At 59.9% G+C, this 23883-nt stretch carries 20 protein-coding genes; 11 read left to right on the forward strand and 9 right to left on the reverse strand.

Translation table 11 applies throughout. The features are described from left to right. Positions 1-66: 66 nt before the first annotated feature. From FBY10_RS05365 to FBY10_RS05390, 6 genes are all read right to left on the reverse strand, one after another. Complete coding sequence (locus tag FBY10_RS05365; protein WP_017739612.1) at positions 67-891, reverse strand: ABC transporter permease; 825 nt, start codon at positions 889-891, stop codon at positions 67-69. 12 nt (positions 892-903) lie between these two features. After that, positions 904-2151, reverse strand: a complete 1248-nt coding sequence (locus tag FBY10_RS05370; RefSeq protein WP_131699134.1) for an ABC transporter permease — start codon at positions 2149-2151, stop codon at positions 904-906. A gap of 91 nt (positions 2152-2242) precedes the next feature. Further along, positions 2243-3283: an ABC transporter substrate-binding protein gene (locus tag FBY10_RS05375; protein ID WP_131699133.1), complete on the reverse strand. Its 1041-nt coding sequence runs from the start codon at positions 3281-3283 to the stop codon at positions 2243-2245. Between the two features lie 44 nt (positions 3284-3327). Beyond that, entirely contained in the window at positions 3328-4440 is a 1113-nt protein-coding gene (locus tag FBY10_RS05380) for an ABC transporter ATP-binding protein (protein WP_053131173.1), read from the reverse strand. A 214-nt stretch (positions 4441-4654) separates the two neighbouring features. After that, positions 4655-5284 carry a response regulator transcription factor gene (locus FBY10_RS05385; RefSeq protein WP_027605903.1) on the reverse strand — a complete coding sequence of 210 codons (630 nt, stop codon included), beginning with the start codon at positions 5282-5284 and terminating at the stop codon, positions 4655-4657. Positions 5285-5302: 18 nt separating this feature from the next. Beyond that, positions 5303-7297, reverse strand: coding sequence for a histidine kinase (locus FBY10_RS05390; RefSeq protein WP_145336829.1), 1995 nt, complete (start codon positions 7295-7297; stop codon positions 5303-5305). Between the two features lie 77 nt (positions 7298-7374). On the opposite strand from FBY10_RS05390, the gene FBY10_RS05395 reads away from it, so the two are divergent. Beyond that, on the forward strand, positions 7375-8349 hold the full coding sequence (locus tag FBY10_RS05395) for an alpha/beta hydrolase family protein (RefSeq protein ID WP_145336830.1): 975 nt from the start codon (positions 7375-7377) through the stop codon (positions 8347-8349). Between the two features lie 44 nt (positions 8350-8393). On the opposite strand, the gene FBY10_RS05400 is transcribed toward FBY10_RS05395, so the two are convergent. Genes FBY10_RS05400 through FBY10_RS05410 form a run of 3 tightly spaced genes read right to left on the reverse strand, consistent with a single transcriptional unit; the run spans position 8394 to position 10859 of the window. Then, positions 8394-9161 (reverse strand): TerB family tellurite resistance protein, encoded by a 768-nt coding sequence (locus FBY10_RS05400; protein WP_145336831.1) that lies wholly within the window; start codon positions 9159-9161, stop codon positions 8394-8396. 1 nt (position 9162) lies between these two features. Continuing rightward, on the reverse strand, positions 9163-9837 hold the full coding sequence (gene murU / locus FBY10_RS05405; RefSeq protein ID WP_145336832.1) for an N-acetylmuramate alpha-1-phosphate uridylyltransferase MurU: 675 nt from the start codon (positions 9835-9837) through the stop codon (positions 9163-9165). Further along, positions 9834-10859 (reverse strand): aminoglycoside phosphotransferase family protein, encoded by a 1026-nt coding sequence (locus FBY10_RS05410; RefSeq protein ID WP_145336833.1) that lies wholly within the window; start codon positions 10857-10859, stop codon positions 9834-9836. The genes murU and FBY10_RS05410 overlap by 4 nt, the downstream gene beginning before the upstream one ends. Before the next feature lie 305 nt (positions 10860-11164). Here FBY10_RS05410 and FBY10_RS31450 point away from each other — a divergent pair, with 305 nt between their 5' ends. The 10 genes from FBY10_RS31450 to FBY10_RS05460 all read left to right on the forward strand — a co-directional run bounded on the left by FBY10_RS31450 (position 11165) and on the right by FBY10_RS05460 (position 23800). After that, positions 11165-11323 (forward strand): hypothetical protein, encoded by a 159-nt coding sequence (locus FBY10_RS31450; protein WP_159440257.1) that lies wholly within the window; start codon positions 11165-11167, stop codon positions 11321-11323. A gap of 840 nt (positions 11324-12163) precedes the next feature. Then, the gene (gene ltrA / locus FBY10_RS05420) at positions 12164-13864 is read left to right on the forward strand and encodes a group II intron reverse transcriptase/maturase (protein ID WP_145336834.1); all 1701 of its coding nucleotides are present in this window, start codon (positions 12164-12166) and stop codon (positions 13862-13864) included. Between the two features lie 151 nt (positions 13865-14015). Next, the gene (locus FBY10_RS05425; RefSeq protein ID WP_131699126.1) at positions 14016-16790 is read left to right on the forward strand and encodes an LPS-assembly protein LptD; all 2775 of its coding nucleotides are present in this window, start codon (positions 14016-14018) and stop codon (positions 16788-16790) included. After that, positions 16765-18105: a peptidylprolyl isomerase gene (locus FBY10_RS05430; protein WP_027605910.1), complete on the forward strand. Its 1341-nt coding sequence runs from the start codon at positions 16765-16767 to the stop codon at positions 18103-18105. The genes FBY10_RS05425 and FBY10_RS05430 overlap by 26 nt, the downstream gene beginning before the upstream one ends. Continuing rightward, positions 18102-19091 (forward strand): 4-hydroxythreonine-4-phosphate dehydrogenase PdxA, encoded by a 990-nt coding sequence (pdxA, locus tag FBY10_RS05435; RefSeq protein ID WP_131699125.1) that lies wholly within the window; start codon positions 18102-18104, stop codon positions 19089-19091. Before FBY10_RS05430 ends, pdxA begins: the two co-directional genes overlap by 4 nt. Beyond that, a complete protein-coding gene (gene rsmA / locus FBY10_RS05440) occupies positions 19088-19900 on the forward strand; it encodes a 16S rRNA (adenine(1518)-N(6)/adenine(1519)-N(6))-dimethyltransferase RsmA (protein ID WP_131699124.1) in 813 nt (270 codons plus the stop codon). The genes pdxA and rsmA overlap by 4 nt, the downstream gene beginning before the upstream one ends. A 103-nt stretch (positions 19901-20003) precedes the next feature. After that, a complete protein-coding gene (apaG, locus tag FBY10_RS05445) occupies positions 20004-20384 on the forward strand; it encodes a Co2+/Mg2+ efflux protein ApaG (protein WP_145336835.1) in 381 nt (126 codons plus the stop codon). Further along, on the forward strand, positions 20384-21235 hold the full coding sequence (locus tag FBY10_RS05450; protein WP_131699123.1) for a symmetrical bis(5'-nucleosyl)-tetraphosphatase: 852 nt from the start codon (positions 20384-20386) through the stop codon (positions 21233-21235). Before apaG ends, FBY10_RS05450 begins: the two co-directional genes overlap by 1 nt. A gap of 29 nt (positions 21236-21264) precedes the next feature. Beyond that, positions 21265-21594: a thiosulfate sulfurtransferase GlpE gene (glpE, locus tag FBY10_RS05455; protein ID WP_131699122.1), complete on the forward strand. Its 330-nt coding sequence runs from the start codon at positions 21265-21267 to the stop codon at positions 21592-21594. A 283-nt stretch (positions 21595-21877) separates the two neighbouring features. Next, positions 21878-23800: a PrkA family serine protein kinase gene (locus FBY10_RS05460; RefSeq protein WP_003194732.1), complete on the forward strand. Its 1923-nt coding sequence runs from the start codon at positions 21878-21880 to the stop codon at positions 23798-23800. Positions 23801-23883 lie beyond the last annotated feature (83 nt).

Here is a 23883-nt window from a genome sequence, read left to right on the forward strand (position 1 = left end):
CGGGTTGTCTTCCATTCAGGCGCTGAATGGTCACAGCCCCCCTGTGGGAGGGGGCTGTGCTGGGCTTTAGACCTGGGCTGTGCGCAGTTTCTCGCTACGCCCACGTAGCCACTCCAGGGTCAGCAACAGCAACACCGAGAAGGCAATCAGCAAGGTCGCCGCCGCCGCAATCGTCGGGCTGAGGTTTTCGCGGATGCCGCTGAACATCTGGCGCGGCAGGGTCGCTTGCTCGGGGCCGGCGAGGAACAGCGTCACTACTACCTCATCGAACGAGGTGGCGAAGGCAAACAGCGCGCCGGAGATGACCCCCGGTGCAATCAGCGGCAAGGTCACCCGACGAAACGCCGTCAATGGCGAGGCGCCCAGGCTGGCGGCGGCCCGTACCAGGTTATGGTTGAAACCCTGCAGGGTCGCAGACACGGTGATGATCACAAACGGCACCCCAAGCACGGCGTGCACCACGATCAGCGAGAAGAAACTGTTGCCCAGGCCCAGCGGCGCAAAAAACAGGTAGCTGGCCACACCGATAATCACCACCGGCACCACCATCGGCGAAATCACCAGGGCCATCACCAGCGCCTTGCCGGGGAAATTGCCGCGGGTCAGGCCGATCGCCGCCAGGGTGCCGAACACCATGGCCAGCACCGTGGCCGCCGGGGCGACGATGATGCTGTTCTTCAACGCACGCATCCATTCCGCCGAGGCGAAGAAATCCTGGTACCAGTGCAGCGAGAAACCTTGCAACGGATACACCAGGAAACTGCCGCTGTTGAACGACAGCGGGATGATGACCAGCACAGGCAATATCAGGAACAACAGGATCAAGCCGCAGAGGATCCGCAAGCTGTAGAACCACACCCGTTCTACTGGTGACATATAAGGGCTCAGCATCGCAAGGTCTCCTCAGCTCAGGCGCAGGCGGCTGGCGCCCACCAGCCAGTTGTAGATCAGGTACAGCACCACGGTCGCCAGCAGCAGCAAACCGCCCAACGCCGTCGCCATACCCCAGTTGATGCTGGTGTTGGTGTAGAAAGCCACGAAGTAGCTGACCATCTGGTCGTTCGGGCTGCCCAGCAGCGCCGGGGTGATGTAGTAACCAATGGCCAGGATGAACACCAACAGGCAGCCGGCGCCGACACCGGCATACGTCTGAGGGAAGTACACGCGCCAGAAGCTGGCGAACGGGTGACAGCCCAGGGAGATGGCCGCACGCATGTAAGTGGGCGAGATGCCTTTCATTACGCTGTAGATCGGCAAAATCATGAACGGCAGCAGGATATGCACCATGGAGATGTAGACCCCGGTGCGGTTGAACACCAGCTCCAGGGGTTTGTCGATCAGGCCGATGCCCATCAGCGCGCTGTTGATCAGCCCGCCGGATTGCAGCAGCACGATCCACGCCGCCACACGCACCAGGATCGAGGTCCAGAACGGCAGCAGCACCAGAATCATCAGCAGGTTACTTTTGCGCGCCGGCAGGTTAGCCAGCAAATACGCCAGCGGATAAGCCAGTAACAGGCAGATGGTGGTGATCACCAGGCCCATCCAGAAGGTGCGGGCGAAGATGTCCAGGTAGATCGCCTGGTCCGGGGTGGCCGGGGCCACTTCACCAAGGTCGTCGATGCGGTGATCGACGGCCGCCAGCAGGTAGAACGGCGTCAGGCTGCTGGTATTGCGCCGGATCGCCTGCCAGTACGCCGGGTCGCCCCAGCGTTCGTCGAGGTTTTCCAGCGCTGCTTTATAAGAGGCAGGCGCTTCGGTAAACGGCAGCGCCCGCGCGGTTTTGGTCAGCAGGCTGCGATAGCCGGCCAGTTCCATGTTCAAGCGTTTGGACAGATCGCCCAGGGTCTGGTTTTTGCGCGCCTCGCCCAGGTCCTCACTCAGAGCCTGATACACCGGTTCACCCGGCAGACCACGACCGTCCCAGGCCGTCACCGCCACCACGGTGCGCGGCAGACCGCCCACCACTTCCGGGTTGCCGACGCTTTTAAACAGCAGCGCAACAATCGGCACCAGGAACACCAGCAGCAAAAACAGCACCAGCGGCGCAATCAAGGCCTGGGCCTTCCAGCGATTGAGCCGCTCGGCACGCGCCAGGCGCTGCTTGAGGGTGGGGCTATTGACCTCGTTCGAGGGAACGGCGATGGCCATGGCTGACTCCGAAACTTGAAAATGAATGCAATCTTTCACACGCAAGAAATCCCCTGTGGGAGGAGGTTGCCCCCCACAGGGTTATGCGGTGTTACTTGGCAGCCCAGGAGTTGAAGCGCTGCTCCAGCTGCTCGCCGTTATCGGCCCAGAAGCTCACATCGATCTGCACCTGATTGGCGATGTTCTCTGGCGTAGTCGGCATATCCTTGAGGATGTCCTTGGCCAGCAGCGGGACGGCTTGGGTGTTGGCCGGGCCGTAGGCGATGTTTTCCGAGTAGGTCTTCTGCTGCTGCGGCTGCACCGAGAAGGCGATGAATTTCTTCGCCGCTTCGGCACGGTCCTTGGCCAGGCCTTTAGGGATGGCCCAGGCGTCGAAGTCGTAGATGCCGCCGTTCCACACCACTTTCAGGTTGCTTTCTTTTTGCACGGCGGCGATGCGGCCGTTGTAGGCCGAGCTCATCACCACGTCACCCGAGGCAAGGTATTGCGGCGGTTGTGCGCCGGCTTCCCACCATTGGATCGACGGCTTGAGTTCGTCGAGCTTCTTGAACGCACGGTCCTGGCCATCTTTGCCGGCCAGCACTTTGTACACGTCCTTCGGCGCCACGCCGTCGGCCATCAACGCGAATTCCAGGGTGTACTTGGCGCCCTTGCGCAGGCCGCGCTTGCCCGGGAATTTCTTGGTGTCCCAGAAATCCGCCCAACTGGTTGGCGCAGAAGCCAGTTTGTCCGCGTTGTAGGCCAGAACGGTCGACCATACGAAGAAGCCCACGCCGCACGGCTGAATCGCACCCTTCACATAGTCGGCGCTGTTACCGAACAGTTTCGGGTCCAGCGGCTCGAACATGTCTTCGTCACAGCCGCGGGACAATTCCGGCGATTCCACTTCCACCAAGTCCCAGGACACGCTCTTGGTGTCGACCATGGCTTTGACCTTGGCCATCTCACCGTTGTACTCACCGGCGATAATCTTGCCGTTGCCCGCGCTTTCCCACGGTGCATAGAAAGCCTTGACCTGTGCAGCCTTGTTCGCGCCACCAAAGGACACGACGGTCAGGTCCGGACCGGCCATGGCCTGTGTCGCGCCCATCAAGCTCAGGGCCAGGACGGAATATTTCAGGGATCTCAACATTGTTGTTCTCTCCACGTGCAGGGTTGGTGAAGCCATGGGGGCGATCAATTCGCCTCTAGAAGTGGGTCGAGTGCGCGAACGTGCTCGACTTGCCAGCCAATCGGTACCACGTCGCCGACCGCCAGGGCCGGGTCCAGCTCGGCGATCGGTTGTTTCACAAAAAAATCGGCCTTGCCGCAGACTTCCAGGCGCACACGCACGTGGTCGCCCAGGTAGATAAATTCCGCCACCCGTCCGGAGAAACGGTTGACGCAGCTTTCGCTGGAGCCATTGAGGCTGACACGCTCGGGGCGCACCGACAGGGTCACCGGGCCGCCGATCTGGCCGACGTTCACCGCCAGCGCCTCGACCTTCTCGCCGCGCGCCAGCTCTACCACGCAGCGCTCGCCGGTATGGCTGTGCAGGCGGCCATTGAGGCGGTTGTTTTCACCGATGAAGTTGGCGACGAAGGTGTTTTTCGGCTCTTCATACAATGTGCGCGGCGCGGCGATCTGCTGGATCTCGCCCTGATGGAACACCGCCACACGGTCGGACATGGTCAAGGCTTCGCCCTGGTCGTGGGTCACGTACACCACGGTCACGCCGAGGCGCTGGTGCAGGTGCTTGATCTCCATCTGCATGTGTTCGCGCAATTGCTTGTCGAGGGCGCCGAGGGGTTCGTCCATCAGCACCAACTGCGGCTCGAACACCAGTGCCCGGGCCAAGGCCACACGCTGCTGCTGGCCGCCGGACAGTTGCGCCGGATAGCGCTGGGCGAAGGCGTCGAGCTGGACCATGCTCAGCACGCGTTTGACCCGCTCGCTGATATCGGTCTTGCTCAAGCCCCGCACCGACAGCGGGAACGCGAGGTTCTCGGCAACCGTCATGTGCGGGAACAGTGCGTAGTTCTGGAACACCATGCCGATGTCGCGCTTGTGCGGCGGCACGTTGTTGATCGAGCGCCCGGCCAGCTGGATTTCGCCGGCGGTCGGCGTTTCGAAGCCAGCCAGCATCATCAGGCTGGTGGTCTTGCCCGAACCGGAAGGCCCGAGCAAGGTGAGGAACTCGCCCTTGCGAATCTCCAGGTTGAGGTCTTTGACGATCAGGTTCTCGCCGTCGTAGCTCTTCTGCACGCCACGAAAGCTGACCAGCACATCATTTGAATCCGCCTCGCTCATACCCGCACCTTTGTGTTTTGGACTGCTGTGGCACAAGCGTAGTCCAGGCGCGAGCCCCCGGAAATCGGGGGCCAGGAGAGAATCGCATCAGCCGGATGGAAGGTTTGGGGTAGGGATCGCCCTACACGGATGGCGGGGATTGAACAGTGCCCCGGCGGCGTACGCCGAGAATGGCTTTACCGGGGCTCAAGGCCTGTCGCAAACAGGCATGGCGTCACAACAGTTTGTGTTCCATCGCGTACTTCACCAGCTCCGCCAGGGACGTGATATTGAGCTTCTGCATCAGCCGCGCTTTGTGAGTGCTGATGGTCTTGCTGCTCAGCGCCAGTTGCTGGGCGATGTCATTGACGTTGGCGCCCTGGGCCAGGCGCTCGAACACTGAGAATTCACGCTCGGACAGCAGCGAATGCAAGGGCCTCGAGTCGGTCAGGCCGACCTCGAAGACCATGCGGTCTGCCAGGTCCGGGTCGATGTAGCGCCCGCCGGCCGCGACCTTGCGAATCGCCATCAGCAGCAGCGCCGGGTCGCTGTCCTTGGTGGCGTAGCCCGCCGCGCCCACCTTCAAGGCGCGGGCGGCCATTTGCGCCTCATCGTGCATCGACAGCACCAGGATTGCCGGCGGATTGCTCAAGGCGCGAATGCGCGCAATCGCTTCCAGGCCATTGACGCCGGGCATCGAGATGTCCAGCAACACCACCTCGCAAGGCACATGGCGCAAGGTCTCCAGCAACTGCTCGCCATTACTCGCCTCGCCCACCACCAGCAGGTCTTTGGCCAGGCCGATCAATTGCTTGATGCCTTCACGAACAATGGTGTGGTCTTCGGCTACCAGTACACGGATCACAAGGGCGTCCTCTTATCGTTATGCATCCAAAGGCACCGTGACACTCAAGGTGGTGCCCTCGCCCAATTGACTGTCCAGGCTCAGTTGCCCGCCCATGATCAGCACCCGCTCGCGCATCCCCACCAGGCCAAACGATACCGGGCGCCCCTGGGCCTGGACGAAACCGACGCCATCGTCGCTGATGGTCAGCCGCAGGTCGTTGCCTTCCAACGCCAGGGTCAGCTCGACAGTATGCGCCTGGGCATGGCGCATCACATTGGTCAGCGCCTCTTGCAGGATACGGAACAGGCCGATGGCCTTGGCATCACTCAAGGTCGGCAGGTTATCCGGTACCTGCACCAGGCAGGGGATTTGCGTGCGCGCTTCGAAACGCCGCGCTTGCCATTCAATCGCCGAGGCAATACCGGCATCGAGAATCGGTGGGCGCAGCGCCGTCGCCACGTCCCGCACCAACTGGAACAGTTGGGCGATCAGGCGCTTCATGCTGTTCAAGCGCTCGTGCAGGCCAGGATCCAGTTGCGCGTAGGACAGCTCGCACATGGAGGTTTCCAGTTTTAGCACCGTGAGCATTTGCCCGAGTTCGTCGTGCACTTCCCGGGCGATGCGGGCCTTTTCTTCCTCGCGCACGGTTTCCAGGTGAGCGGACAACTCGCGCAGTTGCGCTTCACTTTGCATCAACGCGGCCAGGGTGCGGCGCAGTTCGGTGACATCGTTCAGGTAGACCACCAGGTACTCGGCCTCGGCAAATCGCAGAAAGCTCAAGGACACGTTGGCCGGCAGGATGCTGCCATCGGCGCGCAAACAATCGGTGGCGAAATTCTGCGGCCCCTCTTCGCTGGCCCGTGCGCGCTTCCACAGGTTGAGCCAACGGTCCATATCCAGGGTCGGGTCGAGGTCGACCAGCGGTCGTTCGATCAGTGCGCCGGGCTCGTAACCGAGCATGCTTTCGGCCGCACGATTGGCGTAGCGCACATGGCTATCCCAATTGACCCACAGGATGCCGACGGTGCTTTGGTCGATGGAAAACTGCGTCAAGCGCAGCGCTTCGGCACCGGCGGCACGGGCCGCGCTTTCTTCGCGGGCAGCCAGCAGGTCATGCTCCAGCACGCGCTGCTGGCGGCGCAGCCAGAACACCACGGCCAGGCTGGCGAGCAGAAACAGGCCGAGGAGCAGGCTGAGGTTCTGCCAAAGGCCCTTGGATTCGGATAAACGTGGATATTTGGGTTGCAGCCAGCGACTGTGCAGTTGATCCAGGTCGCGGGCCGGGATGGCGCTCAGGGCACTTTCCATGATGCTGGCCAGTTCAGGCCAATCCCGGCGAGTAGCCACCCGCAGCAATTGCGGCAGGCCGATGTCCCCCACCACCGCCAGCCCGCTGAACTCCGCCTCTGCGGACAAGCGGCTTAATTGCGCTTCATCAACAACGGCATAACGCGCCTGCTGGCTGACCAACAATTGCAAGGCCTGGCGCTCCATGGGCACGCCTTGCAGGTTGAGGCCGGGGTAGGTACTGCGCAGGTAATCGGCCACGGCGCTGGGCATGCGCACGGCAACACGGGATTGATCGTCGAGCTTCTCCAGGTCCACGGCACCACCGCCCTCGCGAATCCCGACAATATGTTGAGGCACACGCATATACGGGTCGGTGAACTGCCACAGGCGCAAACCGGCCGGGGTTTGCTGCAGGCCGGGGGCAATGTCCACCTCGTCGTCGTGTACGGCCGCCTCCAGCTGCTCCTGATCAGGGAAGTTGCGCCAGGTCAGCTCGATGTTCAGCGCCTTGGCCAGCCACTGCATCAACTCGACATTCGCCCCGGACAAGCGCTGCAGACGCCGGTCGTATTGCGCGTAAGGCGCCTGCAACACCACGCCCACCCGCAACTCCGGGTGCCGGGCCAGCCATTCGCGCTGCTGCGCATTAAGCTGCGCCTGCGGTGCGGCAGGCGCGGGGGAAGCGTTTGCCATCAAGGCAAGGCACAAACAGCCGATAACCAGCAGACAGCGAAAACCCATGATCCACGTCTCACATCACTGACAAATACTGACCAACCCATTAGGCTGCTGGAATCACTTCTGGCCGGAAATCAACGATGCCCTATCGAAACCGTTCGGCACTGCCAGCATTGTGCCTGTCACTGCTGTTTACCAGTGCCTTTTCTGCGCAGGCCGCTGAGGCCCCCGCGCCAGCCGCCGAAAAACCCGTCGAACGCCAGCCCCTGCCCGAGCGTAGCCAGGAAGAGGCCAGCGCGCTGGAACGCAAAATTCCGCAGCAGGAACAACAACAGTTGCAGGCCGGCAGTGATTCATTCCTTGCCCTGTGGAAACCGGCCAACAGCGCCGAGCCCGAAGGTGTGGTGATTATCGTACCGGGCGCCGGCGAAAATGCTGACTGGCCGCAAGCAATCGGTCCGTTGCGACAGAAATTGCCGGATGCCAATTGGGGCAGCCTCAGTCTTTCGCTACCGGACGTGAGCATGGACACCCTGCCGCCGCGCGTCATGGAAGCGCCCAACGCCACCGTCGACACCAGCAGTAAAGAAGCGAGCACCGCCGACAAACCGATCGAGCAAGCTGCCAGCGCCGAGGCGGAAGGCACCGACCCGGCGGTGGTGCCGGGCGCCGACGAGCAGGACAAGACCGACGCCTCGCGCATCTTTGCGCGCATCGATGCCGCCGTGGCCTTTGCCCAGACCCAGAGCGCACGCACTGTGGTGCTGGTGGGCCATGGCACCGGCGCCTGGTGGGCGGCGCGTTACCTGAGTGAAAAACAACCCTCCCAGGTGCAGAAGCTCGTGATGGTCGCGGCCAAGACGCCCACCGGGCGCCATCCCGACGTGCAGCAACTGGCCCCCGGCCTGAAACTGCCGACCGCCGATGTCTTCTATCAGGACAACGCTCAAGCACGCAAAAACGCCCTGGCACGCGCCCAGGCCGCGAAGCGTTTGAAGAATGATGGTTATAAGCAGGTGTCATTGAAGACCCTGCCCGGCAACAACGCCGCCGAGCAGGAACAGTTGTATCGCCGGATTCGCGGCTGGTTGAGCCCGCAGGCCAGCGCCGACTGAGGATCAGCGCAAAACCAATGTGGTTATCCGTGAAAGAGTGGCCTCTAACGGAAATCCCGGCGCTCGCGAATCAACGCATAGGCGTTGTGCAGTTCACGGGTGCGCTCGGTCGCCTCACGCACTTGCGCAGGGCTGGCACCACTGCCGGCCACCTTGTCCGGATGGTGACGGCTCAGCAGACGGCGATAGGCACGCTTGATGGCCGAGGGCTCTGTGGTAGCTGTCACACCGAGCAAGCGCAACGCTTCCTGATAGGTCGTACCGCGATTGACCAGCGGCTTGCGCTCAGGAGTGTAGTCGGCCGCCAATGCCTGGAGCTGTTGCGGTGTCCAGCCCAACCACTTACCCCACAGGTCGATCAAATCGCGCTCGGCGGCGTCCGCCTTGCCGTCCGCCCAGACCATCCGCCAGCAGGCCCGCAATACCCCTTCCGCCGCATGGGGTTGGGCCTTGAGCACACGCAGGTAGCGGCGTACCCGGTCGGAACCGGATTTGCCTCGGTTGAACGCCGCAATCGCGCGGCGCTGGGCCGACTCGGTCATGTCCAGCGAGCGCATTTCTTGCCGCGCCTGCTGGATATGCCCGTCCACCACACGCCCGTTGCTTTTGGCCAGGCGCCCGAGCAACACAAACAATAACTCGTCATTGCGTAACGCCGGACGCCCGCCCAAGCGCTCGCGCAACTGTGCCCAACTGTGCAGTTGCATTCGGCGATCCAGCGCCTGCCCCAACAGCGCACCCAACAAGGCCCCCGGAATACTGGCTATGGCAAAACCAGCCCCGGCGCCGATCAGCGTCCCTGGCCACAACATGCTACTGCCCCGCTGTGAGCAGGGTTTCGACTTGCGCCAGGCGCTCCAACGTGCCGACATCAATCCAGCGTCCCGCCATGTGTTCCCCCGTTACCAAACCTTTTGCCATGGCCGCACGCAGCAGCGGCGCCAGCTTGAAGGCACCGGCGCTGCAACCCTCGAACAGCCGGGGGTCTAGCACTGAAATGCCACTGAAGGTCAGGTTATCGGCACCGGGCGCCGCATCATGAAGCAAGCCCTGATCAAGGTAGAAATCACCACCCGAGGGATGATGTGCCGGGTTGTCGACCATCACCAAATGGGCCAGGCCTTGGAGCGGTTGCTTGAGCCGGTTGAAGTCGTAGTCGGTCCAGATATCGCCGTTGACTACCAGGAACGGCTCATCCCCCAGCAACGGCAGCGCCTGGAAAATCCCGCCACCGGTTTCCAGCGGTTCGCCCTCCGGGGAGTAGCGAATGCGCAGGCCGAACTGCGCACCATCGCCCAGATAGCTTTCGATCTGCTGGCCGAGCCAGGCATGGTTGATAACGATATCGGTGAAACCGGCCTTGGCCAGCGCCTCCAGGTGGTACTCGATCAGGCGCTTGCCGCCGGCCTGCACCAACGGCTTGGGGGTGTGCAACGTGAGCGGACGCATCCGCTCGCCTTTGCCGGCGGCCAGGATCATGGCCTTCATACGCTGGCCTCAACGGGTTGGCGCAGGCTGGTCAGCAACTCAGCCAGCTCGCTCAACTCCGGACGATCGGCCAGCACCGCTTCTATATAAGCAAAGAAGCGCGGTACATCGGCCAGATAGCGTGGCTTGCCGTCACGATGGCAAATGCGCGCAAAGATGCCGATGACCTTGAGATGGCGCTGCACGCCCATGAGATCGCTGGCGCGCAGGAAGTCTTCGAAATCCGGCTGTACCGGAATGCCGACCTGGGCCGCACGCTCCCAATAGCTGCGTTGCCATTCGCGTACGCGGGCCTGGGGCCAACTGAGGAAGGCGTCCTTGAACAGGCAGGTGATGTCGTAGGTGACCGGACCATACACTGCATCCTGGAAATCCAGCACGCCAGGGTTCGGCTCGCTGATCATCAGGTTGCGTGGCATATAGTCGCGGTGCACCAGCACTTTGGGTTGCGCCAGGGCGCTGTCGATCAAGTGATCGCTGACACGCTGCCAAAGTGCCTGCTGCTGAGTATCCAGCTCGATACCCAAGTGTCGGCGCACGTACCATTCAGGAAACAATTCGAGCTCGCGTCGCAGCAAGGCGACGTCATAGCTGGGCAGTGGCGCGTCCATCGGCAACTGCTGATAAGCCAGCAAGGCGTCGATGGCATCAGCAAACAACTGATCGGCGTTTTCGTCGTTTATCACGTCCAGATAGGTTTTTCTGCCCAGGTCATTGAGCAAAAGAAAGCCTCGGGGCAAGTCTTGCGCATAAATTTTCGGAACATTTATTCCCGAAGTGGATAGCAAATACGCGATATCGACGAAAGGTTTGCAGTTTTCCTGGGGGGGTGGCGCGTCCATTACCACGAAAGTTCGACCGCCGCCGTCCCAACGGAAATAGCGCCTGAAACTCGCGTCGCTGCTGGCCGCAGTCAATGTGGCCGGGGGTACGGCCCCCCAGCCTTGAGCGTTGAAAAGGATCGGCAACTGCTCATCCAGCCAGACTTCCAGCTGTTGTAAACGTAGATCTTGCTCGGGCATTACAAGGGTCTCCGACGGCGCTAGCCGTCAAGCGGGGCATGCTTTATTATCACGCATCTTGTGCGACACGCGTAGCGTGTCTCCAGGTTGGCGGTGAGACGTCATCGTCAAGGGTTTTCCGCAAGGAAACCGATAGCCCGGTAGCCAATCCGGGAAACAAAACAGCCCAGGGGTCCCACTGCTTAGAAGGACTCGTTGTCGCTGCGGCGACAATAGCGAACCCCAAAGCCGCTTAGCACTCAGAAGCGCGGCTATGGTCCGATTTTCGGACTGGGAGTGCCTACTTCACTACTGATGAGGTCGTTATGCATAAACGTCTGGCTCAAAAAGCAGATGTATCTGCAGTTCAGGTAGAAATGCGGAAATTCATTTCAGATACTCTGAACAGAATGACCTGGAACTTCGGCTTGATGACGCTGGTTTCAACCATCGTCATGGTTACTGCCATGTTCCTAATCAGATAGTGCATCCACATAGGTCTCACGACCTACCCATGCGGGAAGAATCCCCGCAGGGATTCCTCCTGCCTTAAACAGGAGGAAATACTCTTTGAGCGTGCTGCCTTGCAGTCCCCCGCTCATATCAAACCGGAGACACGAGCGAAAACTCTGTCTGTCATTGTCCAACTATCTTGCTCTGAGATAGCAGCGGACTCGTTGTGCGACCAACGATAGCCTAGGAAAACATGCGTCACTGGTAACGGTGGGGTGTGAAGCTTTTCCGACAATGTAGTCCCCATCAGGGTGTGCTTTTGCCGTGAGGCAAAGTACAGACGCTCGGAGCAGTACCGGGTCGAGACGCTAGGCTGGTTGGCATGGGTAACGTAAGTGAACTGCTGATAAACGCCGTAATGATAAACATGCCAAAACTGCTGTTAGGCATGGACCAAAAAGGTATGGGGCCAGATATTCCTGTGGGATGTGGGAATACGTCGCTACAAGGCCTCCGGTGAAAAGGCAGACCCTAAACCAATCGTGTGACAGGCAGGGAACGTGGTAAGCCCGTATGGCTGCCTTCGGGCAGGTGAACCGCAAGGGGATCTATTGGCTGTGCGGGTATGGGATCGCAGAAAAAGCGAACGCCGGGCTGTAATGGCGCGGATAGGGGTTGGAACATTACCCCACGGGAAACCGGGCAGACTTCTGCGTGGTCTTTTATCGCATGAACGCTGAGTAAACCTGTCTCAATCATCTTCGAAGTCCGGCAGTAATGGGCTTCTTATTCATCCACTCCTGACGGGAGCGTCCATTCCCGTCAGGGGATGCGTACGTCTTCTGCTCGGGGAAACTTGAGAGGAAGGCAGCATGTTAGTACCTAGCCAACTGGCCGGGTCTGCGCCTTCTGGCGTTCCGCAGCATTGGCATGACATCGATTGGTGTCGTGTGCAGCAGAACGTACGGGCGATGCAGATTCGGATTGCGAAGGCTTGTCGGGAAGGCAATTGGCGCCGGGTGAAAGCCCTGCAACGGATGCTGACCCGCTCTCGTTCGGCCAGATATTTGGCCATACGGAGAGTCACTGAAAACCAGGGCAAGCGCACGGCGGGAGTCGACCGCGTGCTCTGGGATACACCCGATGCCAAGTGGAAGGCGGCAAATGGGTTGAAGCGCCACGGGTATAAACCACGGCCATTACGGCGTGTGTTTATCCCGAAGTCGAATGGAAAGGAACGCCCTCTGGGCATTCCAACCATGACTGACAGAGCCATGCAGGCGCTATACCTGCTAGCCCTGGCGCCTATCGCTGAAACCACCGGCGATCCAAACAGCTACGGCTTTCGGATCGAGCGCTCCACGGCTGATGCGATGGGACAGTTGTTCGTTTGTCTATCCAAGAAGGCTTCGGCCCAATGGGTCTTGGAAGCGGACATCAAAGGCTGCTTTGACCACATCAACCATGACTGGCTGATCGAAAATGTCCCAACGGACAAAGAAATCCTCCGAAAATGGTTGAAAGCTGGAGTGATTCACAAAGGCCAGCTACAGGCAACGAATGCCGGTACACCACAGGGCGGGATTATCTCGCCCACCTTGGCGAATTTGGTGCTGGATGGACTGGAATCACAGCTCAAGCAACACCTGGGCGTGACGAAGGCGAAGAAGCTGAAAATTAACGTGGTGCGATATGCGGATGATTTTGTGATTACCGGTAGCTCGAAAGAGATGCTCGAAAATGAGATCAAACCTTGGGTTGAGCGGTTTCTCGCGGTGCGAGGATTGCAGCTGTCGTTTGAGAAAACCCACGTCGTCCACATAGATGAAGGTTTCGACTTCCTTGGTTGGAATTTCCGCAAATACGGAGGGAAACTCCTGATCAAACCTGCCAAAAAGAACGTGAAAGCGTTCTATAGGAAGGTAAAAGAAGTCATCAGTACTAACAAAGCGGTGAAACAGGAGGAGTTGATCCGCCTGCTTAATCCGATACTGCGAGGCTGGGCGCTGTATCACCAGCCTGTGGTCGCCAAGAAGGCTTACAGCCGCATGGACCACCAAATATTCCAAGCGCTTTGGCGTTGGGCGAAAAGGCGGCATCCAAACAAAAGTCTCGACTGGGTAAGGGAGAAGTATTTCCAAACCTATGAAAGTCGAAGCTGGGTGTTCGCCACCACGGTCATAACGGAGTCAGGAGGCAAAGAGGCAATTCGGTTATACGCCCTAGAGGCCACGCCGATTGAGAGGCACAGGAAGATCAGCGGGGATTTCAATCCGTTTGATCCCTCTATGGAGGAAATGGGAGAGGCATTGCGGATGTCCCGGATGCTCGGGAAATTGAAGTACCGCAAACAAATTCTTCATCTATTTCAATCCCAAAAAGGACTGTGCGTACTATGCAAAAGCCCAATATCTAGGGAGACTGGGTGGCACGACCACCACATCATTTATCGCTCACAAGGCGGTGGTGACTCGCTGGACAACCGGGTACTATTGCATCCCATTTGCCACCAGCAGCTTCACGCTCGTGGACTAACAGTGTACAAACCGGCTCCCCCAAGGGGGGCTTCGTAAAGACTTGAGCCGTATGCGCTGAAAGGCGCACGTACGGTTTTTAGGGGGGAGCAGACCAGAAATGGTCTGTTCCTACCCAACTTTCAGACCATCGAGAGGCGTGCGGCCCAAACCGCGGGCAGATGGCACGCAGGAAGCCCGGACTAATAAGATGGCATTGAAATCCCCCGCGTTTCGTAGAAAATTTCCGTTGCTGGTAACCGGCAGTCTGCTGGCCATGCAACCCTTCGCCACCTCATTCGTGGTCGCCGCGGAACAGTATGACTGCTCAGTCTCTGCTTCGGGTGCCTGGGACTGCGCGCCGAAGACCGCCGCCGCCCCATTGCCACCGCGCCCGGTGCATGACGGCGCGGCCGTCAGCTCGGCCAACAGCACGGCGCAGGCCGACGCTGGCGGCAGTGCCGAAGCCGAGCCGAAGACCGCACTGGTCACCGAGTCCAAGGGCCGTGGCCTGCGTTCGCGCAGCGCCGACTACAGCCACTTGGACTGGGTGCCTCGCGAAAAGTTGACCGCAGCCCAGCTGGCAGAAACCGGTCCTTACTGCGGCGGTGCGTACATCGAGCCAACTCGTCCTGGCATGAACGACAAGACGAACAAGAGCGATGCGCCCACCTTCATCGGTGCCAAGGCCTCTCGTTACGAGCAGGAACAACAAGTCGCAACCCTGGCCGGTGACGTCGTCATGCGCCAGGGCAGCATGCAGCTGGAGTCGGAAGAAGCCAGCCTGTATCAGGCCGAGAACCGTGGTGAGCTGAACGGTAACGTGCGACTGCGCGACAACGGCGCCTTGATCGTCGGCGACCACGCCCAGGTTCAGCTGGACACCGGCGCGGCGCAGATCGACAACGCCGAATACGTGATGCACAAGTCGCGTATCCGCGGTAACGCGCTGTACGCCAAACGCGCCGAAAACGCGATCATCCGTCTCAAGGACGGTACGTACACCACCTGCGAGCCGGACAGCAACGCCTGGCAGCTCAAGGGCAACAACATAACGTTGAACCCGGCCACCGGTTTCGGTACGGCCACCAACGCGACGTTGCGGATCAAGAACATCCCGATCCTGTACACCCCTTACATCTATTTCCCGATCGACGACCGTCGTCAGTCCGGCTTCCTGCCACCGAGCTTCAGCACCGGCAGCGAAACCGGCTTCACCCTGGTCACGCCGTACTACTTCAACCTGGCGCCAAACTACGATGCCACGTTGTACCCGCAATACATGACCAAGCGCGGCATGATGATGGAAGGCGAATTCCGCTACCTCACCAAGTCCAGCGAAGGTCAGTTCGGCGGCGCGTACCTGAACGACGACAGCGACGAACGCAAGCTGCAGACCGATTACGACAAAACCCGCTACATGCTCAATTGGCAGCACAAAGGTGGCTTGGATTCGCGTGTACTGACCCAGGTCGACTACACCAAGATCAGTGACCCTTACTACTTCCAGGACCTCAAGTCCTATCAGGAGGGTGTTGAGAGCCGGACCTTCGTCAACCAACAGGGCTCCGTGGCCTATCGCGGCGACTCCTTCCAGGCGCGCTTGAATGTCCAGGCTTATCAGCTGGCGACGATTTCCCAGATCACACCGTATGACCGGCTGCCACAGATCACCTTCAATGGTGCCCTACCTTACAGCCCGGGGGGCTTGCAGTTCGCTTATGAAACCGAAGCTGTAAGATTTGATCGGGATCTTGAGAACGGCGACTTCACCGATAAAGACGGTGTCACCAGCGCTCGACTGGATACCAACGTGAGGGGCCTGACCCGCGCAAACGGCACGCGCCTGAACCTGGCACCGAGCATTTCGCTTCCGCTTAATACGACGTACGGTTTCATCACGCCGAAGCTGAAATACGTTTACACCAAGTACGACCTCGATCTCGATACCATCGGCAAGAACTCGCTGGCTGCTGGGGACGAATTCAAAAGTTCTCAAAGCCGCGCCGTTCCAATTGCCAGCGTCGACAGCGGCCTGTACTTCGACCGCAACACCAACTGGTTCGGCAAGGAATATCGCCAGACCCTGGAGCCGCGTGCGTTCTACCTTTACGTTCCAAACAAAGACCAGAGCGATATTCCTGTCTTTGATACCAGCGAGTACTCGTTCAGCTACGCCTCGCTGTTCCGTGACAACCGCTTCAGTGGTTCCGACCGCATCGGCGATGAGAACAAACTGTCGCTCGGCCTGACCAACCGCTGGATCGAAGAAAACGGCTTCGAACGTCAACGCGTCAGCGTCGGCCAGGCTGTGTATTTCAAGGACCGCGAAGTTCAACTGCCGGGCGTGCTGGCAGCCGACCGTGCCGATGCGCAGTCCGATGTATCGCCTGTTGCGCTGGACTACGAGTTCCGCTTCAACCGCGACTGGCGCGCCACTGCCGACTACAACTGGGACACCGAGGAGCACAGCCCTCGTTCCGGTAGCGCGATGCTTCACTACCAGCCGGAAGACAACCCGAACAAGATCATCAACGTCGGTTATCGCTATCGTAACGACCAGGTCGTCTACAACCAGCTGACCGGCAAATGGCAGTTCGGCGGTGACTACGGACAGCCAGGCGATCCGAACTTCGTGAAGGATTACTACAAAATCCAACAACACGACTTCTCGATGATGTGGCCGATCATTCCCCAGTGGAACCTGATCACCCGCTGGCAGTATGACTACGCTCGCAACCGTACCCTGGAAGCCTTCGGTGGTTTCGAGTACGACAACTGCTGCTGGAAACTGCGCGTCATCAACCGTTACTGGGTTTCCAACGACGAATACAGCCAGATCGCCCCGCTTAACGAAAAGGGTGACCACGGGCTCTTCCTGCAGATCGTCCTCAAAGGACTCGGCGGCCTGACCGGCGCCAAGGTAGAGAGCTTCCTCGACAAAGGCATTGAAGGTTATCGTGAACGTGAAGACCAAGCTTTCTGATTGTCTGCGCCCGCTAGTGCTGGGCGCGCTGTTCCTGGGCACCGTATCGGCTCACGCTGCGGTTCAGCAACTGGATAAAGTAGTGGCCATCGTCGATAACGACGTGATCATGCAGAGCCAACTGGACCAGCGCGTCAAGGAAGTGCAGCAAACCATCGCCAAGCGTGGCGGTGGCGTGCCACCTACCAGCGTGCTGGACCAACAGGTACTGGAGCGCCTGATCGTCGAAAACCTGCAACTGCAGATCGGCGAGCGTTCCGGCATCCGTATTTCGGACGAAGAACTGAACCAGGCGGTCGGCACCATCGCTCAACGCAACAACATGAGCATTGATCAATTCCGCGCAGCCCTGGCCCACGACGGTCTTTCATATGAAGACGCCCGTGACCAGATCCGCCGCGAAATGATCATCAGCCGTGTGCGTCAGCGTCGTGTTGCCGAGCGAGTTCAGGTGTCCGAGCAGGAAGTGAAGAACTTCCTGGCCTCAGATTTGGGCAAGATGCAGCTTTCCGAAGAACTGCACCTGGCCAATATCCTGATCCCGACCCCGGACAGCGCCAACTCCGAGCAACTGAACGCGGCAGCGGCGAAAACCCAGGCTATCTATGATCGCCTGAAAGCCGGTGCTGACTTTGCCCAGATGGCCATTGCCCAGTCCGGCAGCGACAACGCCCTTGAAGGTGGCGATATGGGCTGGCGTAAAGCTGCTCAACTGCCACCTCCGTTCGACCGTGAACTGAGTGCCATGGAAGTGGGTGGCATCACCCAGCCAGCCCGCACCCCAGGCGGCTTCATCATCCTGAAGTTGCTGGAACGTCGCGGTGGCGAGACCTCGCTGAAAGACGAAGTGCATGTTCGTCATATTCTGGTCAAACCAAGCGAAATTCGCACCGAAGCACAAACCAAGGAACTGGCCCAGAAGATCTATGACCGCATCGAAAGCGGTGAAGACTTTGCCACCCTGGCCAAGAGCTTCTCGGAAGACCCAGGTTCCGCCCTCAACGGCGGCGACCTTAACTGGATCGACCCGAAAGCCTTGGTGCCCGAGTTCCAGCAGGTGATGGCCGATACTCCGCAAGGCGTACTGTCCAAGCCGTTCAAAACCCAATATGGCTGGCATGTGCTGGAAGTCCTTGGCCGTCGCGCCACCGACAACACCAGCCAAGCCCGCGAGCAGCAGGCTCTGAACGTACTGCGTAACCGCAAATACGACGAAGAGCTGCAAACCTGGCTGCGTCAGATCCGTGACGAAGCCTACGTGGAAAACAAGCTGCCAGGCGCCGAGCAAACAGGCACCGACCAGGCAGCTCCGTGAAACCCCAGCGTTTCGCCGTGACACCCGGCGAGCCGGCCGGCATTGGTCCAGACCTGTGCCTGCTGCTCGCCTCGCAGCCCCAGCCTCACCCCCTGATTGCCATTACCAGCCGCGACCTCCTCCTTGAGCGGGCCGCGCAGCTGGGTGTGGTCGTCAATCTGCTGGACGTGGCACCGGGCAACTGGCCCGACCTGCCGGCAGCCGCTGGCAGCTTGTATGTGTGGAACACCCCGCTGCACGCCAAGGTCGTTGCCGGAAAACTCGACAAGGCCAACGCGGCGTTCGTCCTGGAAACCTTGACCCGCGCGGGGCAAGGCTGCATCGACGGCGACTTCGCCGGCATGATCACCGCGCCAGTCCACAAGGGCGTGATCAACGAATCGGGCATTGCGTTTTCCGGCCATACCGAATTCCTGGCCGAGCTGACCAACACCGCTCAAGTCGTCATGATGCTGGCCACACGCGGCCTGCGGGTCGCCCTGGTGACCACGCACCTGCCATTGCGCGACATTGCCGACGCCATCACCGCCGAGCGTGTGGAGCGCGTTACGCGCATCCTGCATGCCGACCTGCAACAAAAATTCGGCATCGCCCAACCGCGCATTCTGGTCTGCGGGCTCAACCCCCACGCCGGCGAAGGCGGACACTTGGGCCATGAAGAAATAGACATCATTGAACCAACCCTGGAGCGTCTGCGCCAAGAAGGCATGGACCTGCGCGGCCCACTGCCAGCAGACACTCTGTTTACCCCAAAATATCTGGAGCACTGCGACGCAGTGCTGGCGATGTACCATGACCAGGGGCTGCCGGTGCTGAAGTACAAAGGTTTCGGCGCCGCGGTCAACGTGACGCTGGGCCTGCCGATCATCCGCACCTCCGTCGACCATGGCACCGCCCTGGACCTGGCGGGCAGCGGCAAGATCGATACCGGCAGCCTGCACGTGGCCCTGGAAACCGCCTATCAGATGGCCGAGACCCGTATATGACCGAGCATTACCAACACCGGGCGCGTAAGCGCTTCGGGCAAAACTTCCTGCACGACGCTGGCGTGATCGACCGTATCCTGCGCTCCATCCATGCCAAGCCAGAAGACCGTCTGCTGGAAATCGGCCCGGGCCAGGGCGCGCTGACCCAAGGCTTGCTCGCCAGCGGCGGCCAACTGGACGTGGTTGAACTGGACAAGGACCTGATCCCCATCCTCAACCAGCAGTTCGCCGACAAGCCCAATTTCAACCTGCATCAGGGCGATGCACTGAAGTTCGACTTCAATACCCTCAACGCCGCGCCCAACAGCCTGCGCGTGGTGGGTAACCTGCCGTACAACATCTCCACACCGCTGATTTTCCACCTGCTGAACAACGCCGGGATCATCCGCGACATGCACTTCATGCTGCAGAAAGAAGTGGTGGAACGCCTGGCCGCCGGCCCAGGTGGTGGTGATTGGGGTCGCCTGTCGATCATGGTTCAGTACCACTGCCGCGTCGAACACCTTTTCAATGTCGGCCCGGGTGCGTTCAACCCACCGCCGAAGGTCGATTCGGCCATCGTGCGCCTGGTGCCTCACGCCGTACTGCCGCACCCGGCCAAGGATCACAAATTGCTGGAACGCGTGGTACGTGAAGCGTTCAACCAACGCCGCAAGACCCTGCGCAACACGCTCAAGGCGCTGCTGAGCAACGCCGAGATCGAAGCCGCCGGCGTCGACGGCAGCCTGCGCCCCGAGCAACTGGACCTGGCCGCGTTCGTGCGTCTGGCCGACCAGCTTGCCATCCAGCCTGCGCCGTCCGCCGACTGAAGCACCCAGGCATGGCCAGACACATGTCTGGCCTAGTGCCCACCTCTTGGCCTAGACTGATCCGCATCTGCTGTCCTCCGCTTTTGCTTTTAAGGCCTCTTGCATGTCCGATCCTCGCTACCAGATCGACGTCAGCGTCGTCACCCGCTTCCTGGCGGACCAATCGCAACCTGAACAGAACCGCTTCGCCTTTGCCTACACCATCACGGTGAAAAACAACGGCCAGGTGCCGGCCAAGCTGCTGTCACGCCACTGGGTGATCACCGACGGTGACGGTCAGGTCGAGGAAGTTCGCGGCGCAGGCGTTGTCGGCCAACAACCGTTGATCGACATCGGCGCCAGCCACACCTACAGCAGCGGCACGGTAATGACCTCCAAGGTCGGCACCATGCAAGGCTCGTATCAGATGAAAGCCACTGACGGCAAACTGTTCGACGCCATCATCAAGCCTTTTCGCCTCGCCGTACCAGGGTCCCTGCACTGATGGCAACGTACGCGGTCGGCGACCTGCAAGGCTGCCTGGAGCCCCTCAAGTGCCTGCTTGAACGGGTGGCCTTCGACCCGGCGAATGATCGCCTGTGGCTGGTAGGCGACTTGGTCAATCGCGGCCCCGAGTCCCTGGAAACGCTACGTTACCTGTATAGCGTGCGCGATTCCCTGGTGTGCGTACTGGGCAACCATGACCTGCACCTGCTGGCGGCCGGCAGTAACATCGAGCGCCTGAAAAAGGGCGATACCTTGCGCGAAATCCTCGAAGCGCCAGATCGCGCGCAACTGCTTGACTGGCTGCGTCGGCAAAAGATCATGCATTACGACGAAAGCCGCAATATGGCCTTGGTCCATGCGGGTATCCCGCCGCAGTGGACGCTGAAAAAAGCCCTCAAGTGCGCCGCCGAAGTCGAAAACGCCCTGGCCGATGACAGCCTGTACACCGCCTACCTCGACGGCATGTATGGCAACGAGCCAGTGAAGTGGGACAACGACCTCACTGGCGCGGCCCGCCTACGGGTGATTACCAACTATTTCACACGCATGCGCTTCTGCACTGCCGAGGGCAAGCTGGACCTCAAGAGCAAGGAAGGCGCCGACACGGCGCTGCCCGGCTACAAACCGTGGTTTGCCCACAAGGAACGCAAGACCCGCGACACCAGGATCATCTTTGGTCACTGGGCGGCCCTTGAAGGCAAGTGCGACGAACCTGGCGTGTTTGCCCTCGACACCGGCTGCGTGTGGGGCGGCGCCATGACCTTGATGAACATCGACACCGGCGAGCGCCTGAGCTGCCAGTGCGAATCTCCCCTTCCCGTTACACTGCCAGCTGCCGCCAAACGCTAGTCCCCGCAGCCATGCACAAGGAGCCCACCATGAGCGAATTCAAACGTATCCCTCCCGAACAAGCCCAAGCCCTGCGCGAGCAAGGTGCGGTGGTGGTCGATATCCGCGACCAGCCTACTTACGCCGCCGCTCACATCGCCGGCGCCCAGCACCTGGACAACGTCAACATCGCCGATTTCATCCGCGCCGCCGACCTTGACGCGCCGGTGATCGTGGCCTGCTACCACGGCAATTCCAGCCAAAGCGCCGCCGCCTACCTGATCAGCCAGGGCTTCTCCGACGTCTATAGCCTGGACGGCGGCTTTGAGCTATGGCGTACGACCTATCCTGCAGAAATTTCATCCGGCGATTCGCAATAATTTTTTTCACACACCGCTACCCCGCGTGACGCTTGGGCTCGCGCCGTTTCTGACGAACGGCGCAGGCAAACTAATTGCTCATCGTCCCTTGCCCTCTCCGATTCCGACTATCCTTAAGCGCAGGCCATCCGAATCAGGGGAGAGCCGGTACACCGGCGTGCGGGTCATCGGTAGCGTTTAGGGTGTTCTGGGGGGAAAACGGCCATTGGCGTTCGTCAATGACTGCCAGCATCGACTGATAGATCCGGCGTCGGCTCCACGTATCGAGCGAGGTGACGACGTCATGAGTATTTTTAGCCACTTCCAACAACGCTTCGCATCCACACAGCAGGAAGAACTCACGCTTCAGGAGTATCTCGAGCTGTGCAAACAGGATCGCAGCACCTACGCGTCTGCCGCCGAACGCCTGCTATTGGCGATTGGCGAGCCGGAGCTGGTGGAAACCGCCAATAATTCGCGCCTGTCGCGAATATTTTCCAACAAGGTGATCCGCCGCTATCCGGCCTTTGAAGACTTCCACGGGATGGAAGAATGCATCGACCAGATCGTCTCCTACTTCCGCCACGCCGCTCAGGGCCTGGAAGAGAAGAAACAGATCCTCTACCTGCTCGGCCCCGTTGGCGGTGGTAAATCGTCCCTGGCCGAAAAACTCAAGCAACTGATCGAGAAGGTGCCCTTCTACGCCATCAAGGGCTCACCGGTCTTCGAGTCGCCCCTGGGCCTGTTCAACGCCACGGAAGATGGCGCGATCCTCGAAGAAGACTTCGGCATCCCACGACGTTACCTCAACACCATCATGTCGCCCTGGGCCACCAAGCGCCTGGCCGAGTTCGGCGGCGACATCAGCCAGTTCCGCGTGGTGAAACTCTACCCGTCGATCCTCAACCAGATCGGCGTGGCCAAGACCGAACCGGGCGATGAGAACAACCAGGACATTTCGGCGCTGGTGGGCAAGGTCGATATCCGTAAACTGGAGGAATTCCCGCAGAACGACGCCGACGCCTACAGCTACTCGGGTGCACTGTGCCGGGCCAACCAGGGCCTGATGGAATTCGTGGAAATGTTCAAGGCGCCGATCAAGGTGCTGCACCCACTGCTCACCGCCACCCAGGAAGGCAACTACAACAGTACTGAAGGCCTGGGCGCGATTCCGTTCACAGGGATCCTGCTGGCTCACTCCAACGAATCGGAATGGCACACCTTCCGCAACAACAAGAACAACGAAGCCTTCATCGACCGGATCTATATCGTCAAGGTGCCTTACTGCCTGCGGGTCAGCGATGAAATCAAGATCTATGACAAGCTGCTGTTCAATAGCTCACTGGCCAAGGCCCACTGCGCACCCGACACCCTGAAGATGCTCGCCCAGTTCACCGTGCTGTCGCGTCTCAAGGAGCCGGAAAACTCGAATATCTATTCGAAGATGCGTGTGTACGACGGCGAAAACCTCAAGGACACCGATCCCAAGGCCAAGTCGATCCAGGAATACCGCGACACAGCGGGCGTGGATGAAGGCATGAACGGCCTGTCGACGCGCTTTGCGTTCAAGATCCTGTCCAAGGTCTTCAACTTCGACCCCCACGAGATCGCCGCCAACCCGGTGCACCTGCTGTATGTGCTGGAGCAGCAGATCGAACAGGAACAATTCCAGGCGGAAACCCGCGAACGCTACCTGCGCTTCCTCAAGGAATACCTCGCGCCGCGCTACATAGAGTTTATCGGCAAGGAAATCCAGACCGCGTACCTGGAGTCCTACAGCGAGTACGGCCAGAACATCTTCGACCGCTACGTGCTGTATGCGGACTTCTGGATCCAGGACCAGGAATACCGCGACCCGGAAACCGGCGAAATCCTCAACCGCGTAGCCCTAAACGAAGAATTGGAGAAGATCGAAAAACCCGCCGGCATCAGCAATCCGAAGGATTTCCGCAACGAAATCGTCAACTTCGTACTGCGCGCCCGCGCCAACAACAACGGCAAGAATCCCACCTGGCTCAGCTACGAGAAGCTGCGGGTGGTCATCGAGAAGAAAATGTTCTCCAACACCGAGGATCTGCTGCCGGTCATCAGCTTCAACGCCAAGGCCAGCAAGGAGGACCAGCAAAAACACAACGACTTCGTCACACGAATGGTCGAGCGCGGCTACACCGACAAACAGGTACGACTGCTCTCCGAGTGGTACCTGCGGGTTCGCAAATCGCAGTAAGGCAGCGATAGGCGTGCACTGCCAGGTCATGGGCCTGGCAGTTGACCGCTTGTCTCTAAGCTTCCAGCTCGCCGCTTGAAGCT

Source organism: Pseudomonas sp. SJZ103 (genome assembly GCF_007828335.1).
Taxonomy (GTDB): Bacteria; Pseudomonadota; Gammaproteobacteria; order Pseudomonadales; family Pseudomonadaceae; genus Aquipseudomonas.